The sequence below is a fragment of the Armatimonadota bacterium genome, assembly GCA_023511795.1.
Taxonomy (GTDB): Bacteria; Armatimonadota; UBA5829; order DTJY01; family DTJY01; genus JAIMAU01.
The window spans coordinates 80,853-99,230 of sequence record JAIMAU010000009.1 but is presented as its reverse complement, the minus strand read 5'-3'; the positions used below and the strand labels follow the sequence as shown (position 1 = coordinate 99,230).

Annotated in this window: 14 protein-coding genes; 4 read left to right on the top strand and 10 right to left on the bottom strand. The window is 47.8% G+C overall.

The genetic code is table 11. The features are described from left to right. The 5 genes from K6T99_09260 to gatC form a co-directional block, all read right to left on the bottom strand. The coding region (locus tag K6T99_09260) for a 6-carboxytetrahydropterin synthase (GenBank protein ID MCL6520010.1) at positions 1–206 on the bottom strand (206 nt) is incomplete at its 3' end. Positions 207–331: 125 nt separating this feature from the next. Next, complete coding sequence (locus K6T99_09255) at positions 332–1,576, bottom strand: FAD-dependent oxidoreductase (protein MCL6520009.1); 1,245 nt, start codon at positions 1,574–1,576, stop codon at positions 332–334. Between the two features lie 91 nt (positions 1,577–1,667). Further along, positions 1,668–3,098, bottom strand: a complete 1,431-nt coding sequence (gene gatB, locus K6T99_09250; protein ID MCL6520008.1) for an Asp-tRNA(Asn)/Glu-tRNA(Gln) amidotransferase subunit GatB — start codon at positions 3,096–3,098, stop codon at positions 1,668–1,670. 27 nt (positions 3,099–3,125) lie between these two features. Then, on the bottom strand, positions 3,126–4,643 hold the full coding sequence (gene gatA / locus K6T99_09245) for an Asp-tRNA(Asn)/Glu-tRNA(Gln) amidotransferase subunit GatA (GenBank protein MCL6520007.1): 1,518 nt from the start codon (positions 4,641–4,643) through the stop codon (positions 3,126–3,128). Positions 4,644–4,660: 17 nt separating this feature from the next. Then, positions 4,661–4,951, bottom strand: coding sequence for an Asp-tRNA(Asn)/Glu-tRNA(Gln) amidotransferase subunit GatC (gatC, locus tag K6T99_09240; protein MCL6520006.1), 291 nt, complete (start codon positions 4,949–4,951; stop codon positions 4,661–4,663). A gap of 215 nt (positions 4,952–5,166) precedes the next feature. On the opposite strand from gatC, the gene K6T99_09235 reads away from it, so the two are divergent. Both K6T99_09235 and nth read left to right on the top strand, forming a co-directional pair. Then, on the top strand, positions 5,167–7,644 hold the full coding sequence (locus K6T99_09235) for an alpha-galactosidase (GenBank protein ID MCL6520005.1): 2,478 nt from the start codon (positions 5,167–5,169) through the stop codon (positions 7,642–7,644). Positions 7,645–7,722: 78 nt separating this feature from the next. Beyond that, entirely contained in the window at positions 7,723–8,397 is a 675-nt protein-coding gene (nth, locus tag K6T99_09230) for an endonuclease III (protein ID MCL6520004.1), read from the top strand. Positions 8,398–8,400: 3 nt separating this feature from the next. On the opposite strand, the gene K6T99_09225 is transcribed toward nth, so the two are convergent. Then, positions 8,401–9,369 carry a nucleoside hydrolase gene (locus tag K6T99_09225; GenBank protein MCL6520003.1) on the bottom strand — a complete coding sequence of 323 codons (969 nt, stop codon included), beginning with the start codon at positions 9,367–9,369 and terminating at the stop codon, positions 8,401–8,403. A 125-nt stretch (positions 9,370–9,494) separates the two neighbouring features. Then, positions 9,495–10,739 (bottom strand): Glu/Leu/Phe/Val dehydrogenase, encoded by a 1,245-nt coding sequence (locus K6T99_09220; protein ID MCL6520002.1) that lies wholly within the window; start codon positions 10,737–10,739, stop codon positions 9,495–9,497. A gap of 554 nt (positions 10,740–11,293) precedes the next feature. Here K6T99_09220 and K6T99_09215 point away from each other — a divergent pair. Both K6T99_09215 and K6T99_09210 read left to right on the top strand, forming a co-directional pair. Next, complete coding sequence (locus K6T99_09215; protein ID MCL6520001.1) at positions 11,294–12,628, top strand: glutamine synthetase family protein; 1,335 nt, start codon at positions 11,294–11,296, stop codon at positions 12,626–12,628. Between the two features lie 223 nt (positions 12,629–12,851). Continuing rightward, positions 12,852–14,084, top strand: a complete 1,233-nt coding sequence (locus K6T99_09210) for a hypothetical protein (GenBank protein MCL6520000.1) — start codon at positions 12,852–12,854, stop codon at positions 14,082–14,084. Positions 14,085–14,137: 53 nt separating this feature from the next. Here the strand turns inward: K6T99_09210 and K6T99_09205 are convergent, their stop codons facing one another. From K6T99_09205 to K6T99_09195, 3 genes are all read right to left on the bottom strand, one after another. Then, positions 14,138–14,992: a secondary thiamine-phosphate synthase enzyme YjbQ gene (locus tag K6T99_09205; GenBank protein MCL6519999.1), complete on the bottom strand. Its 855-nt coding sequence runs from the start codon at positions 14,990–14,992 to the stop codon at positions 14,138–14,140. A gap of 3 nt (positions 14,993–14,995) precedes the next feature. Further along, the gene (locus K6T99_09200) at positions 14,996–15,703 is read right to left on the bottom strand and encodes a hypothetical protein (protein ID MCL6519998.1); all 708 of its coding nucleotides are present in this window, start codon (positions 15,701–15,703) and stop codon (positions 14,996–14,998) included. Positions 15,704–15,888: 185 nt separating this feature from the next. Next, the gene (locus tag K6T99_09195; GenBank protein ID MCL6519997.1) at positions 15,889–18,375 is read right to left on the bottom strand and encodes a hypothetical protein; all 2,487 of its coding nucleotides are present in this window, start codon (positions 18,373–18,375) and stop codon (positions 15,889–15,891) included. Between the last annotated feature and the right edge of the window lie 3 nt (positions 18,376–18,378).

Below are 18,378 nucleotides of genomic sequence, written 5' to 3'. Positions count from 1 at the left end.
TAGCGGTGGTCAAGGTAAGAAACGACCTCTGCTAGTGCCGTTTTAATGCGACGGAAGTCGAGGAGTATTCCCATTTCGTTTAGTTCTTTGCCGCGAACACAAACCTGAACTTTGTATGTATGGCCATGGATGTTTTCGCATGGCCCCTGATATTTACGAAGATTGTGAGCGGAATCGAACTGAGATTCCACGCAAAGCTCGAACATTCGCCGCCTCCCAATGCCGCCTCATTATATTAACCTACCAACACAGCTGTCAACGAAGTGAGCCAGCCTATAATCATCAGTCACACAACTGCTGCATATAAAATGCTTACAATTCAGAGTTCATTTCACCCAAGGTTCGCGCCTTGCTCGCGAAGCCTGGATTGAAGAATGGAAATATCAAGATTGCGAGGTGAGACGCCGCTTGTAGCGCATAGTGCTGCTGCAGTACCTGCCGCCTGACCAATAGTAATGCAGATTGGCATGATTCTGAGCGAGGAATGTGCTTCATGGGTCGCTGAGATTGGCCTTCCTGCGATTAGGAGATTCTCGACCCCAAGTGGAACAATACAGCGATAAGGAATGTCATACGACTCTCCTCGGGGGAGGTGCTTTATGATGGTGCCTGCACCAGTTGGATTGTGAATATCTATTGAATACGAGCCACGTGCAATGCAATCATCAAACTTCTTTGCCCCAAGCACATCTTCTGCGGTGAGTACATACTCGCCAATTACGCGTCGAGTTTCTCGAACACCAACTTGAGGACCACTAATTAGAATCTCCGCCTTTTCAAAACCAGGAACATCTTTTCTCAAGAATTCAAGGAATTCCCATGCTTGACACCTGCCCTCGATTTCAGCGCGAGTTAAATCCTCCGAAGAAGTGCCGTCGGCATGAGTAATGCGGGTTTGGTTAAAGTGGATTTCTCCCTCTCTGGTTGTATAGAAAAAGAGAACATTTTCGCGAGGGCACGTCAGCCTTCCCTCCGCCTTTGCTTTTTCATATAAACGATTAAACTCATCACCTCTAGAAGGCATCCGCGACTGGTCTACATTTACAACTCTAAAGTTGAGCGTCATTGGCTGCGTTAGTCCATCCTCCGGCCTCCCTTTTTCACACCTGGCACCCGCAAGAAAAGCGAGGTCGGCGTCTCCTGTGCCATCAACGTAAATTTTCGCTTTTACCAGGAGCTTTCCTGACTTGCCGCAAGTCTCGACAAAGGAAATATAAGAGGAATCAACCTGTGCATCGCTTAGGAAAGTATGGAGGAGCACACGCACGCCAGCTTCTTCACACATGCGGTCAGCAACAAACTTGTATGCTTCTGGGTCGAATGCTGTCCGGCTACCCTTGCCGTATGCACCCAGGGCGGTAAGACGATCAATGATTTCCTGGTGGATGCCATGGATAATCTGCTCTTCTCCTGCCCAGTACGTCATATATGGATTTACTAGGCCTGCAGTCGCCATGCCACCGAGAAAGCCATATCTCTCAATCAGGAGGGTATCTGCACCGTTCCGAGCGGACGCAATTGCAGCAGCCAATCCTCCTGGGCCCCCACCGGCAACAAGTACGTCACATTCAAGCATTGATAGTGGAGTTTTCATATTTAAAAAAGTCCAAGGTCATTCGCTAGCAACGGATAAGCTAAAATCAAAAACTTCATAGCTCAAAGTTGCATTATCTTTCTGATAAGCGCTGAGCAAGGAGCTTGTTGACAAGCTGCGGGTTTGCGCGGCCTTGGGTATACTTCATTACCTGACCCACTAGGAAGCCCATTGGCTTTTGATCGCCGCCTTTTATCTTCGCAACGACATCGGGATTTTCGTCGAGCACGCGGTCAATCACGGGAATGAGCTCTTCCTCGCCAGTAATTTGGGTCATTCCTCTTGCTTGCACGATTTCTTTCGGTGACTTACCGGTCGCAAACATTTCCTCAAAGACTGTTTTTGCAATTTTGCCGCTAATAGTACCATCGGAGATCATTTTGAGCAAAGTGGCAAGGTCTGAAGGCTTGACTTTGGACTCTTGTATCTCAATCCCAGCGGCGTTCAACATGCGAGTGAAGTCGCCCATAATCCAGTTGCTGACAGTTTTGGGTTCGGGAAACATCTTCACAGTTTCCTCGAAATACTCTGCCATTTCGCGCGTATCGGTAAGGATTTCAGCATCATAAGCTGGGAGGCCAAATTCTTCCATAAACCGAGATTTCTTTTGATCGGGAAGTTCCGGCAGAGCCCTCCTTTGCTCCTCAATGAACTCTGGGGAAAAGTACATCGGCACAAGGTCGGGTTCAGGGAAGTATCGGTATTCTTGTTCGTATTCCTTGCCTCGCATTACGGTTGTAATGCCTTGTTCGTCATCCCAGCGCCGGGTTTCGTGAACTATCTTACCGCCCTCCCTTAGTACTTCAATCTGGCGTCTTATCTCATAATCCACACCACGATAAACTGCGCGGAACGAGTTTAAATTTTTGAGCTCGGTGCGCGTGCCAAGCATCTCAGTACCTTTGGGACGGACAGATATGTTTGGTTCGCACCGCATATGGCCCTCTTCCATCTTGGCATCGCTTACGCCAAGATAGGTAAGTATTGCTCGAAGACGAACCAGATACTCCCGCGCCTCTTCAGCAGAATGTATGTCAGCCTCACTAACAATTTCCATGAGGGGAACACCGCTTCGGTTGTAGTCTATGAAGCTTTCATTTCCGCCAGCGTGAATCAGCTTGCCAGTATCCTCTTCGAGGTGAACACGCCGAATGCGAATGCGTTTAGTAACGCCGTTTACTGTTATGTCGATATGTCCCCTTCGCCCAATTGGATAATCATATTGAGATATCTGGTAATTTTTCACTAAGTCAGGGTAGAAGTAATTCTTCCGATGGAAAATGCTGTAACTGGATACCTCGCAATTAAGTGCAAGGGCTGTTCGAATGACGAACTCCACCGCCTTTTTGTTCGCAACAGGAAGCGATCCAGGGAGTCCCAGGCACACAGGACAGGTCCGCGAATTCGGCTCTCCGGCAAAGGCATTCGGACAACTGCAAAACATCTTGCTTTCGGTTAGCAGTTCGGCATGAACCTCCAAGCCGATTACAGGTTCGTACTCTATTGTCATGATGACTTCTTACTCCTATTTCTAAAGGAGTGGCTTCTTTGTATGGTACTCCGTATTCTGCTCGAAAGTATACGCTACGCGAAGAATGGTTTCTTCATCAAATGGCCTGCCCATAATCTGCATTCCGATAGGCAAACCCTCACTAAAGCCACATGGCACTGAAATTGCTGGAATTCCTGCCAAATTTATGGGTATTGTGCAAACATCCGCCAACTTCATTTCAAGCGGGTCATCAACCTTCTCACCAATCCCAAAAGCAACTGTCGGCGAAGTTGGGCTGATTAGCACATCGAATTCTTTGAACGCCTCGTCATATGCTTGGCGTACAAGAGTGCGAACTTTCTGCGCTTTCAGATAGTATGCATCATAATAGCCGGCGCTTAGAACATAGGTACCAATCATTATCCTTTGCTTAACTTCGGCGCCGAAACCCTCTTGCCTTGTCTTTGCGAACATAGTGAGCACATCAGGCGAGTGCTCGCTTCGATAGCCATACCGGACGCCGTCATAACGGGCAAGGTTCGAGCTAGCCTCTGCGGGTGCAAGGATGTAGTAGGTTGGGAGCGTATACTCCATTATTGGCATAGATAGTTCACGAAAATCGGCGCCTAGGCTGCATAACAACTCCACGCCTTTCATTACTGCATCTGCAATTTCAGGGCGAACCCCCTGCGCAAAAAATTCCTTCGGGACGCCGATCTTGAGTCCTCTAACGTCGTTTCTCAGTGCCCTTGTAAAATCGGGCACAGGCAGGTCAACCGACGTCGAATCAAGCGGATCTTTGCCGCAGATGGCATTGAGTAGAATTGCAGTATCGGTGACATCCTTCGTCATAGGGCCAATTTGATCAAGAGATGAAGCGAAAGCTACTAAACCATAGCGAGAAACCCTGCCATAAGTTGGTTTCATTCCAACAATGCCACAGAAAGAAGCCGGCTGGCGTATCGAACCGCCCGTATCCGAGCCAAGAGCTAGAATCGCCTCATCGGCTGAGACTGCAGCTGCCGAGCCTCCACTTGATCCACCGGGAACTTTAGAAAGATTCCATGGGTTCCTTGTTGCAAAAAAAGCAGAATTCTCGGTCGAAGAACCCATTGCAAACTCGTCTAAGTTCGTTTTCCCGATTACGACTGCCCCGCTGTCAATCAGGCGCTTAACAACGGTAGCACCGTACGGCGGAATGTAGTTGTAGAGAATTTTAGAGGAACATGTTGTGAGGACCCCAGCGGTACACATGTTATCTTTGATAGCAGTGGGGATGCCAGCAAGTGGGCTAATCTCTTCCCCGCGAGCGATTTTCTCGTCAACAGCATTCGCCGCCTCGAGCGCCGATTCGCCAACAATTGTTACATATGCCTTAACTTTATCTTCAACCGCCGAAATGCGTTCCAATACCGCCCGAGTGAGTTCAACCGAGCTTACCTTTCGGGCTTTAAGCATTTCGTGCAGCTCATGGGCTGTTAGAGTATGTAGGTGCAAATCGCTCTCCTCCTGTGTAGTACCGCTAGCTCTATGCCTCAGGCTGTCTTTATTTTGCATAGAGACCTTGGCTACACTTACGTCTCTACAACTTGTGGGACGACGAAATAATCATCGCGCGCCTCAGGAGCATTTGAAAGAGCTTGGTCCGCAGACAAACACTGCCCAACAACGTCTTCACGATATATATTTTGCACAGGTATCGAGTGCGAGGTGGGAGCCACTTCATTGGTATCCAATTGTTGGAGCTTTTCAAAGTGGACCATAATCTCATTAAGATGCCCTGTGAGCCGCTGTTTTTCCTCATCGGAAAGCTCAAGCCGCGCAAGCCAGGCAACATGTTCAACCTCTGCCTTGCTTAGCCTCATAATTTCGCCTCCTCACGAATGCGCCCATCCGCTACTTGCGGACGGGCAGACGCGTGAATTATACCACTTGCCAACAGTACATGCAAGACCAGGGAAAAGGATTTATGAGACGCCATTTAACAAAAAATTAGTAAAAGTAATAGATACATCTAATTGCCGCCACCTGCGTTGCCTTCCTGACAAATGCAATCTATAATGCAAATAAGGGGAATGAAATGATTGGGATATTAATGGGGGTGGCGATATTGGCAGCCTTACAGTTGGCAAGCGGGGCGAATATTACGACCGGCGAGATTGTAACTGCACATCGCTGGGCGACGGCGAAGTTCCAAGGCATTGTAGAAAAAGCGAGCCCTAAGTCTGGTTTGCTAGTTCTTGCAAACCACGACCCAGTGCAGAGAAATGCCCGAGCTGGCCGCCCTCTGAACATTGCTGGCACCCAGTACAGCCGAGGCCTTTATTATCATGCTACTAGCAAGGTTGTTGTGCGCCTTCCTGGTCCAGGAGCAAACTTCACAGCATTTGTCGGCGTTGATAGTAACGAGCAAACCAGCGGCGGGCGCGGGAGCATTATATTCTCCGTTAAAGCAAACGAGAAAGAACTCTTCAATTCTGGTATCATGCGGGAGGGCAATGATCCTATCGCTGTCAATGTGCCTTTAAATGGCTCAACCGAGTTCACGCTGGAGGTAAGCGATGCCGGCGATGGAATAGCTTGCGACCAAGCAGACTGGGCCGATGCAAAAGCCACCATGGAGGATGGGTCCGAAATATGGTTAGGAGATTTACCAATTGTAGGAAATGACCAGGCTCAAATGTTCGACTCAGAGCCTCCGTTCTCCTTTACCTACGATGGCAAGCTTTCCTCGGAATTCCTCAAAACATGGACGGTTGAGCGAAAGTCCAAAAATCTCGATAATCATAAGGTTGAGCACACGACCGTCTATAGAGATAAAAAAACTGGTCTGGTTGTTCGGCTTGCGGCAATAGAATATAAGTATTTTCCCATTGTTGAATGGATAATCTACTTTAAAAATACCGGTTCAGCTGACACGCCCATTATTTCAGACTTGAAAGCATTAGATTGTCTATTTATCAGAAGTGGCAGTGAGAACTTTGTCCTCCACCATCACGTTGGAAGCCCATGCCTTCCCAACGACTACCAGCCACTTGCTGACATACTTCCAGCTGGTGCACATAAGCATATTGCTACCTCAGGTGGACGCTCATCTAATAGCGATTTGCCTTACTTCAACATTCAATCAGGCTTCGATGGAGTAATAATGGCAATAGGCTGGCCTGGGCAATGGGCGGCGGATTTCATACGCGAAAGCGAGAAATGTCTTCGAGCGAGGGCAGGCCAGGAGCTGACACACTTCAAACTCCATCCTGGCGAGGAGGTTCGCACGCCCTTAATTGTACTCCAATTTTGGCAAGGTGACCGCCTTCGCGCTCACAACATTTGGCGTCGGTGGATGCTCGAACACAACCTTCCTAAACCTTATGGCAAACAAGTTCAGCCTCAGATGGCTGGATGCAGTTCCCACCAATATGGTGAAATGGTCTATGCAGACAGCGAAAGCCAGAAGTTTTTTATCGACCGATACATAGAGGAAGGCATTCAAATTGATTATTGGTGGATGGACGCCGGGTGGTACGTAAACGAAACCGGCTGGCCCAACACTGGCACTTGGGAAGTGGATACTAAGCGATTTCCAGGAGGGCTCCGGCAAATTAGCGACCATGCTCATGCTAAGGGTGTTAAAACAATAGTTTGGTTCGAACCTGAGCGAGTAACACCCGGAACATGGATTTATGAGAAACATCCTGAGTGGCTTTTGGGGCCCGATGGTAATCAGAAGCTCCTAAATCTTGGCAACCCTGAGGCTTTAAGATGGCTCACGGAACATGTGGATAAGCTTATTGTCGAGCAAGGAATTGATTTGTATCGAAACGACTTTAATATTGACCCACTGCCCTATTGGCGAGGAAATGATTCCGAAGATAGACAAGGCATAACTGAAATTAAATATGTAGAGGGATTTCTTGCATTTTGGGACGAGCTGCGGCGGCGGCATCCGAACATGCTAATTGACACTTGCGCATCTGGCGGACGAAGGAACGACCTAGAGACTCTGCGGCGGGCCGTGCCTCTCCTCCGAAGTGATTATATTTTGGAGCCAATTGGTCAGCAATGCCACACGTATGGAATCTCGTTCTGGATTCCTTTCTTTGGAACAGGTGTAAACCAGTTTGACGCTTACAGTTTCAGAAGTGCCATATGCCCTCATATAACAGGATGTTGGGATATGCGAGTAAAGGATTCTGACTACAAAATTGTCAGAAAACTTGTCGAGCAATGGCGAAAGGTTGCGCCGTATATGCTCGGAGATTACTATCCGCTAACATCCTACAGCTTAAATACCGACGTATGGATAGCTTGGCAATTCGACCATCCCGACCTTGGCGAAGGTATGGTTCAAGCATTTCGCCGTCCAGCTAGCCCCTATGAATCCGCAAGATTCAAGCTTCACGGACTTGATCCAAACTCTGAATATATCATTACAAACCTTGATACAAATCAATCATCAATTAAAAGAGGATGCGACCTTATTGAAAGGGGCTTGCAAATCTTTCTGAAAAACCAGCCCGATTCTGCAATTGTTTCATACAAGCGCAAATCTTCAAAATGAGCGTTAAATCAAAGCTCTTTAGTATAATCTTCATTTCTCAGCAAGCTTACGGTTAATGCCGAAAGGAGGCTTTCCCCAATGGAAGACAAAAGAAGGCGAGTACAAGAAATTCTAGAAATCCTAAAACGCACACACCCCAAGCCTGAAGTAATGCTTAATTTCACGACACCCTTCGAGCTGCTGGTCGCCACAATCCTTGCCGCCCAGAGCACCGATGTGAAGGTCAACGAGGTGACGGCAAGGTTATTCAAAAAGTACAGATCGCCCGAAGACTTTGCAAACGCTGATCCAAAAGAGCTTGAAACAGACATCCACGAGACTGGATTTTTCCGCCAAAAGGCCAAATCAATAATAGAAGCCTCCAAGGAAATCGTCAGCCGCTATGGCGGAAAAGTACCCGACACCATTGAGGAACTAACAAAGCTTCCTGGTGTAGGGCGCAAGACGGCAAACGTCATTCTAGCGCGTGCTTACGGTAAGCCGGCAATAATAGTAGATACGCACGTCCTGCGTGTCTCAGCACGATTGGGGCTGGTGGACCCCATACTTGCCGAGAAAAAGGAAGCGGACAAGGTTGAAATGGCGCTACGGGAAATAGTCCCCGAAGAGGATTGGGTTGCATTCAGCGATGCAATCGTCGCTTTAGGACGTACAATCTGCACAGCTCGGTCGCCAAAACATAGCATTTGTCCCATTTTGCATCTTTGTCCCACTGGCCAAGCTGAAATTAAAGCGAAGAAGGATTGTAAGTGAGCTTTAGCCTTTTATCCTCTCTAAAAATAGCCGTAAGAAGCGGTGGGCGTCTACCTCAGTGCATATTCGCGCATTAGGCGGATTCTCAACCAAAGGTTGAGGACGAAGATCGCAAACAGTCATGCCTGTAGTGATATTTCCTGCCGTCTCAATCTGGACAAAGCCCTCTCTCATCCCAACAATTGTCGGGTCAATTGCCACTCCAACAGCAAGCGGGTCGTGAAGATAGCAACCAGGAAAACCCTCGGTCTTCATGTGATATTGGATATATTCCCTTGTCAAATCCGACAGAAATTCAGACAACTTAGTGCCAAGCGGCTTTATTTCGCGGGTAACGTAGCCCATCTCAAGGCAAACTTGTTCCGTAACGTCGAGCGGTACAAAGGTAATTGGAACACCTACATCTAGCACAACTTCAGCTGCATGAGGATCAACAAAAATGTTGAACTCGGCAACTGTCGTAGTATTTCCATAAACGCGAAAAGCACCGCCCATAATAATAATTTCCTTTAACGAAGCCATCGCCACCGGCTTGTCGAGGATTGCCCTTGCAACGTTTGTCAGCGGGCCTAAAGTAATTAGTGTTAATTCGCCCGCATACTTTTCTGCAAGCTCAGGAAGCAATTGTACAGCTGGGGTTGAAATTGCCATTCTAGAGGGCTTTGGATATTTATATTCACCAGTTTTGACTATTAAAGAATGAAGACCACCAAGCCCATCTACTCCGTGGACCTCAGGCGCGGTTACCAAGCGCTTTACCAATGGCTCGGCCTCTCCCTTTGAGACAGGAGGAGGCTCATCTAGCTCTAGAACATCCAGTACACGCAAGACGTTCTCGGTACAAAGATCAACATGGGCATTGCCGCTCACTGTTGTTATTGCCTCAACGCTAAACTCGGGTGATCTAAGCGCAAGTATGAGGGCTAAGGCGTCGTCGACCCCAGCATCTGTGTCAATAATTACTCGCTTCATTTGTGAAGATGTTCTATGGTAGCCAAGGTTTGTCCTGCACCAACGAAGCAAAACCGCTAAGCAGCAAAAATAAGGGCCCTGTAGCATTCCTCAGGGCCCTCGGAGACTGTCTATTAGTTGGAAGACTATACCCAACCTCTGAGTTTCATCGCTTCTGCAACTCGCTGGATTGCAACCATGTAAGCCGCCGTGCGCATATCCACCTTACGCTCTAGCGACACAGCCAACGTATCGTGGAACGCCTTCGTCATCTTTTTATCTAGCCGCTCGTGGACGTACTCCTCTTCCCAATAGTCGCCTGTAATATTCTGCACCCATTCGAAGTAAGATACGGTCACACCGCCGGCATTGCAAAGAAAATCGGGGATAACAAAACGGTCATTTTTATATAGTATATCGTCTGCTTCTGGGGTTGTAGGACCATTCGCCAACTCACCGATAATCTTTGCCTTAATTCGCCCAGCGTTCTCGCCAGTAATCACGTTTTCCAAAGCACTTGGAAGAAGGACGTCAACGTTTAGCTCCAAAAGACCTTCGTTTGAAACCTGCTGGGTGCCAGGGAATCCGACTACGGAACCAGTCTTATTCTTATGGTCGAGTACTGCCCGCGCACTAAGGCCATCGGGCTTATAGATGCCACCGCGGGAATCGCTTACGGCGACAATTTTTGAGCCGAACATCTGCTCGGCAAGAATTGCCGCGAAAGAGCCTGCGTTTCCAAATCCTTGGATTGCAACGGTTGCCTTTGAAAGATCAATGCCTAGGAATTTCGCAGCTTCACGAAGCGTATACATCCCGCCGCGTGCTGTGGCATCGCCCCTTCCTTCTGAGCCACCAAGTTCCAGTGGCTTGCCAGTTATGACGCCAGGACAATAGTAGCCCCTCAACTTGCTAAATTCATCCATCATCCATGCCATAGTCTGCGGATTTGTATAGACATCTGGTGCTGGAATATCCTTCTCGGGGCCAAGAATTCTACCGACAGCATCGATATACGCTCTGCTAAGCTGTTCGAGCTCGCGCTGAGACATTTCTTTGGGATTGCAAACAACGCCGCCCTTGCCGCCAAGGGGAATATCCACAATTGCGCACTTCCAGGTCATCCATGCCGCCAATGCACGGACGGTATCTATGGTTTCATCAGGATGAAACCGAATACCACCTTTGTTTGGACCACGGGCGTCGTTGTACTGAACCCGGAAGCCCTTAAAAACCTTAGTGCTGCCGTCATCCATCTTAACAGGGAGGCTCACATGCAATTCACGCATGGGCTCCCGCAGCATTGCGTGTACCCCAGGCTCAAGGTTTAGCAACTTTGCTGCACGATCAAGCTGAGCCTGAGCAATTTCAAACGGGTTACGTTCCGCCATCCACTGCCTCCTGTTCTTCAAGTTTTTAAAAATCAAAGATTTTTCTGCTTGGAATTATATAAGCACCTTATGCGCAACCACCTCCTCAAACATTTGTAAAACGAAAACTACAGCACAAACAAAAGCCCGCACGATCGCAATCGTGCGGGTCCAGCGCCAACTATAGTAGGGAAGCGGCTTTGCATCCCTTATTGTGCCAATTTCGGCATCGGGATTATAACAAAACTACAATTCTAAGTCAAGGCAATGCTTACCATCTGAAAGGCCTGGCTAATAAAAACTCAACGCTTAGTATAAATAACATAACTAGTGCGCCAAAGACAGTAATTTCGTATGAAAGATTGGGCTTAAGAAACTTACTATTTTTTTATTCTGACAGTCTTTTTCTCTTGACGAAAAGAAAACTGCTTTTGTATAATGTACTTGTCGAAATAATTGTAGGGCATTGATGCCCATAGAAAATCACAGAAAGATTCTTTCACGCAGAAGTGGTCGCAGAGACACCAAGTGGTGTATCCGCGGCTTTTTTATTTTTAGTCGAGAAAGGAGCTAGTATGAGCAAGAAAGACAAAGAATCCGTACTAAGAATGGCGAAGGAACGCAATGTGAAGTTCATAAGGTTTTGGTTTACGGACATTCTTGGATTTCTAAAGAGCTTCGCCGTTACATTCAACGAACTAGAAACAGCACTTGAAGAGGGGATTGGCTTTGATGGCTCGTCCATCGAGGGATTCGTTCGCATAGACGAAAGCGATATGATTGCAATGCCCGATGTGAGCACTTTTCAGCTTCTGCCTTGGAGGACAAAACCTGACATTGGCGTTGCACGCGTTTTCTGTGATATCTATCTGCCGGATGGAACGCCTTACGAAGGTGACCCTCGGTATGTACTCAAGAAGGTACTTGAACGAGCCAGTAACATGGGCTATACCTTCTACGTCGGTCCGGAGCTAGAGTACTTCTACTTCAAAAACAACAAAGGGACGCCAGAGGGACTCGACGAAGGTGGTTATTTCGACCTGACTCCTGCTGACGTTGCTAGCGATCTTCGACGGGAAACTGTAATGACGCTTGAGGAAATGGGTATTCAGGTCGAGTTTAGCCATCATGAAGTCGCCCCCAGCCAACATGAGATCGATCTTCGGTATACCGATGCGCTCACGATGGCTGACAACGCAATGACCTATCGGTTGGTCGTCAAGGAAATCGCCATGAAATACGGCGTATATGCAACATTCATGCCCAAGCCAATCTTCGGCCTGAATGGTAGCGGTATGCATACTCATCAATCGTTATTCAAGGGCTCGAGGAATGCATTCTTTGACCCAAACGATAAGTACCATCTTTCTAAAATAGCAAAGCATTACATCGCAGGTCTCCTAAAACACGCTCCTGAGATCACCCTTGTAACAAATCAATGGGTGAATTCATACAAAAGACTTGTTCCGGGCTACGAAGCGCCGGTTTATATTTCATGGGCAGTGCGTAATCGGTCAGACTTAATTCGAGTACCAGCCTATAAACCAGGCAAAGAAAAAGCAACTCGAATTGAATATAGGGCACCAGACCCAGCCTGCAACCCATATCTTGCGTTTGCTGTCATGCTCGCAGCAGGTCTCGAGGGAATCGAAAATGAATACCCACTCCCTGAGCCAATCGAGCGCAATGTCTACGAAATGAACGATGAAGAACGAAGGGCACTGGGAATTGGCCAACTACCTGAGAACCTACACGATGCGATTGTCTGCGCAGAAAAAAGTGAACTCTTGCGAAAAACGCTAGGGGACCATGTATTCACAAAATTAATTCAAAATAAAAAGGTTGAGTGGAATAGATTCAAAGCTCAGGTAACGCAGTTCGAATTAGATGAATATCTGCCTGTGCTATAAAGCCTTCTTTGCCTAAGCAGTTAGTCGGTATGTTGGTTGGCAAGTTGTCGAAAGTCATTGTAGATGTGCTCTTGCTTTCTAACATACTGACTAACTGCCGTTTACATTTGCTTCAACCGCGCCCCCAAAAGAAAGCGCTATAAAGAACTTCTACTCATCCCCGCTTGAATATTCTCAGCTTCCCTTTGTAGAATTAGAACGCTAACATGGAGGCTGAGGAGAAATGCTTAGACTGTTTGTGCTACTCATACTAATAACAGCAGGGTATATTACGATGGTTCGTGCTGATTTGACAATACAACAGATTCCAGGCCAAGCAGAGCTTGGGACGGTCGAGATTTTAGGCGTAGGGTCTGGTAAGTTTCGCCCAAAGCTTTGGGAAAAAGGTAACCTAAATTTTGTGCCCGATATTCGCCACCCGCTTATCGAACCTAGAAAGAGGGGATTGTTTCGCAATATTTACGCTCCTTCAGTAGTTGAGACTCCTAATGGCTGGCGTATTTTCTATGGGGCATGGGATGGCGTTGATTCGGGCAATGACAGGATTTATTCTGTATTCACCCAGGATTTTCTTGATTTCCAAGACCGTCAAATAATTATCGAACACGGAAGATTCATACACGTCTGCAATGTAAGCGCCATCAGACTGCCATCAGGTGAGTACCGCTTGATGTGCACTGTCTACCCGGATGCAAAAAAGTTAAATAAGCCAGCCACTTTTCACAGTTATGATGGCATCCATTGGAATGGAAAACGTATGCCTTACCATGCCGAGCTGTCGGACATAATCTCAATTGACGGCTATGATAAGTACGCCGAAGCAGATATAAACGGAATGAATGTACTTCTTTATGAGAATAAACTTTTTCGCTTGTACTTCAACAATTTCAAGGACTTCGGCAAGGTATACCGAGCAACATCACGAGACGGGAAACATTTTGAATTCGATGGAGCCGTGCTTGAAATACCTGCAGTTGTGAACGATGTCAAGAAGTTTGCTGTTGGTAGGCGAGTCTACTACCTAATGGGGCTACATATGAACACTGACAAGCTATGGTATAGCCTATCTCGTGATGGCATTAGCTTTGAACCAGCAAGAATTCTCGCACAGAACTTAGGTGATGCCGATAGATACATAGTTGCAATCGGATGGGTTGTGAAGGGGCAGCGTGTCCTAGGCTTCCTTTACGGCGCAGGCGCAGTTCCGAGTCTGAACCGCAATCGTATTTTTGCGCGCTGGTTGCAAAAGAAAGTCGTTTTTATCGCAGAAGATGGAACTAAATATGAACCGTCTGGAGCACTTGGTCCGGACCGAGCAATAATTAAAGTTCCTGCAGACAAACAAGTAAACGGGCATTTTACGGTTTACGATGAGGATGGTTCCAAAATAATTGTCAGCAAGGCGCCTGCTAAACTGATATCCGGTGCAGTCTACGTTTTAAAGAACGACGACTAGCAAAGGATTTCTTTACTCATAGAGAATTTGTTTATCCTCGAGACTATTCCTAGCTACCGTCCTGGAATTACCTGAACTAGAACATTTCGACTTCGGGGGCCATCGAACTCACAAAAATATATTCCTTGCCAGGTGCCCAAGGCAAGGCGACAATTTTCTATAAAAACGCTAACCGAGAATCCCATTAAACTAGCTTTCACATGGGAGTCGGCATTTCCCTCAATATGGCGGTATCTTGCATCGCGGGGAACTAATCGCTCGAGAGTATCGATTATGTCGCGTACGACATCGGGATCAGCATTTTCGTTAATTGTAATGCCAGCAGTCGTATGGGGAACGTAAACAATGCAAAGTCCGTCTGAGACCCCGCTTGACTTAACTACATCTTGAACTTCTCGCGTTATGTCAACAAACTCTGTTCGGGCCGATGTACGCACGCTGATGCGTTGAATCATACTGCCTGCCTCCTTTTTCGGTTTTGCAGAGTCAAAAGTTAATCTGGGTTGCAAGCTAGCTTCGGCCCCCATTGTAGCAAGTTTGTCCGCTTGCTTATTTCTTTCGCGGCTGACCTGATTTATTGATACATGTTCGAATTTCGACAGAAGATCAAGCGCCTTACTAAAAAGTGGCGTTATGCTTTCCGACCTAACACGATATTCCCCTTTGATTTGCTTAGCAAGTAGCTCGCTATCCGTGGTGATTTCGACATCCCGAAAACCCAGCTTCAAGGCTTCCTCAAGCCCTCTAATCAAGGCAGTATATTCAGCAAGATTATTGGTTGCTATGCCAATGTGCTCGCTGATTTCGCAAAGCACATTGCCTGTTTCGTCGGCGATGACGATTCCAACGCCCGCGGGGCCAGGATTGCCTTTTGCTGCTCCATCAATGGCAACGGTGGCACGTTTCATCTACTACTCTTCCAAAAATAGCAAGCGGCCGCAGTTCTCGCACGTTCTGGATTCGTCGCCTGCCTTTATTTCGCGAAGGACACCCTCCATAATCTGCATACGGCACGCAGAGCACAAAGAATCTTCCACTTTGCTAATATATACGCCGCCGAATCTGCCACGCATAGCCTCATATTTCTTAAGGAGCGCTGGGTCTACCTGACCAACTGCCCTTTCCCGTTCGGCAGTGAGCGCTTCAATGCGAGCAGTAAGAGAAGCATCATCCTGCTTTATCTTCTCTAAAAGAGCCGCTAGCTCAGATTCTTCTTGTTCGAGAGCAGCCTTAGCGTTTTTTACAGCAGCTTTGCGTTCCTCAACTAAGTCCATAAGCTCGAGAATGTTTTCTTCAAGCCTGTCTTTTTGGCGGCCTAGCATTTCGATTTCCTTTTCCATGCTTTCTAGCTCTTTTGGATTTGTTACCATGCCGCCATAGAGTTTATCGCGGAACATTTTCTGCTTTGCCTCGACGCTTTTCAAATTTAGTTCCTTGTCTTGGAGTTCGGCCGATGTTTGATGTAAGAGCTTATCTGCTTGTTCGAAAGTACGCCTCGCACTCTCAACCTTTTGCTTTTTTGCGGAACCATCATCGAGCGAAGCTTTTGCTTTTTGCGTCCTCGCCAATTCGAGATCTATACTTTGCAGTTCAAAAAGCGCTTTCAATCGTGCGCTCATGGTTTTGTCCCTTTCAGCCAAGTATTGCGTTCATCCGATTGCGTAATTCTAGCATCAGTGGCATCATGTGTCAAACGTGGAGCTGCTTATAAGATATTGAAAAAGGCTCAGGCCCGGATCCGAAGACCCGGGCCTGATGCATTGCGCCAACCGGGGGACCAGTACCTCGGTCTAAGGTAGTCTAATTAATGGATGGTGATGTTGCCTCCGCCCAGTTTGCCGCCTTGCTGGTAGCCAGTGTCAAGCAGAATGTTGAACACGTCATCCGAACCTGGCTCGCCATTGTCAGTCACATCAATCCTGAACCAGTGTCCAGGCTGATTATCAATTTCGCATGTGCCATAAATCCAGGCGCGATTGCCAACGATACCCATGGCAACCAGAGAAATACTCTTTACAGTCATACCAGTGTCATGATCCTGGTAGGTCACATTGCCAGCAGGAGCGACAGAACCTTCTACGTATTCGGAAACAAACCCGCATGTCGCTTTCTTGCCTTCCAACTCAATCCACCCACCAGCAGTCGTCTTGCCAACGCTGTTGACAACATTGAATGTCACTGTCTGCGTGGCTGTGTTGCCAAAGATATCGCTCGCAGTGACAGTCAAGGTATGTGCACCAAGCGCCAAGCCGCAAATGTTCTGACCGCTCGTTACAGGTTCGCCGTCTATGTCCGCTGTGATACTTGCAACTGAGCTTAGTTCATCGGTGGCACTGAACTCCACTTTAATACAACCATATGGATAATCAGCCGGTGCAGGAGATACTATTGTGATTACAGGTGGATCAGCATCAACCTGAATTTGGGCTGTGGCGACCTGGCCAAATGCTCCGCCAAATGCACCATCGTTTACCATCCGCCATTCGGTAGTGTATAGCCCCGTAGTGGCGGGACTTATCAGGTTAATCTTGAAGGTTGCCAACTGACCAGGGTAGATTGGTTCTGCATCTGTAATTGGAATCTTGTCGCCGCCAAGTTGGTTATTAGCAGTCGGGGCGAGCTTCCACACGGTATATGGGAAGTAGACTTTATTCACCCACTTGTTGCCCCAACACCATGCCTGGCCTTCGTTTCGCATGACCACAGTGCCCTCAATTGGAGCATTTGGTCCGACTAGTGCTGGGAAGCTAACAGACTGAACAGTCGCTGCCAACCTAGGTTTCGGCGTAACACCAAAGTAATTGCAGATGCCTTCGTACATACCCCATGCCACAGTTGCCGAGAAAATTCGGTCAAGTGAAAACACGTGGTCAGGATAGAACTTCCAGTCATCGTGGAAGAGCAACTCGGTGAGAACTGCAGGCATCAAAGCTTCGCGAATCTCACCAAAGTTTGAAGTTTTCACGCCTCTATTAGCCCACTGTCTTGACGAAGGTGAAGTCTGCGCATATCCAACCCAGTTACCAACGCCAGAAGGCCATTCTGGTGGATTCGCTCCGGTGTATCCATACATTTGAGGATCTTCGGCCCAATAGCCATCGTACTTAGTTCGAATTGCGTTTACAATGGCTGTGTTAAACGCATTTGCCAGTTCGACGGCCTTGGTCTGAAGCCAAGGATATTTAGAAGTATACCAGTATGTTTCAGTGCCCCTTCCCTGGCCACTGCCAGCTGCGTTGGTATGGAGGTGAATAGACACCCAATTTCCCCACAAACCTGGGTTGTTTCTTACCTCTTCTATCTCCCCCGGGGTCAGCGGCCACTTCCCAATCATGTTGTAGTTTGTCCAGTACGGCCGTGCGCGAATATCTTTGTCGGATTCGGCTGTCAACGTTGGCTCATTCCAAACTGCCTCAGGAGCGCCAATTTCTTGCAAATGATACTTTGCGGCCGTTATCCACTTATACAGCGGGAATGAACAATTTGGATAGCCGTACTTGTTGTAGTCGAAGAATCCGGCATTCTTGTCGAGATTCCTTCCACAACACACTATCGCCCCTGAAGATTTCAGATATGCTCTCAAGAACCGTATTTCTTGGTCCGTACGATAATCCTCATAATATGAGCCCCACTGAAAGCCTCTTGTCCAATAATAATAGTTGCTAGGCTGGTATACGCTACCGCTCCACCCCGGCGGACGAGGTGGCTCAGGGTTTGGACCACACAAGGTTCTCATCGCTGGCCGCCAGTACCTATACTGCGAACGCTCATCCCAATATGCTCCATGGCTGTTGTAAAGACCAACGCCCTTGCCTGCTAATTCAGTAGTCAGAACAGGAATGTCAGCACCTTCGCCGCCGCCGCCACCGCGGTCCGGGATTTCAGTAACAATTCCCCCAATCCCCGACAGCGAACTGGCGGTGGAAAGTGTCTGTGCGCTAGCTGTGGAAGCAGCTCCAGCGGCGGCCTGGGGCAGATATGTCCACAGTGGTAGACCACCAACAGTAATTTCCAACGCGGTGACACCAAAGTCGTTTAACGCATTGTTTAAAGCCAGAGACATGGCATCAGCAACCTCTTCGCCCAGACCATTCAATGCCTCAGCACTCAGCTCAACGGTTACTGACTCTCCGTCAACGATAGTGCTCACTACCGTTGTGCCGGCGGGAAATACACCGCTGTTAGCTACACAGTCAGCCACTACTTCCTCTATTGTAGCCTGAGCCCAAGCGGAACCCCAAACAAGCACAAGGCACAAAACCAAAAGTGCCATTAGGTGTTTGCCTGCCAATTT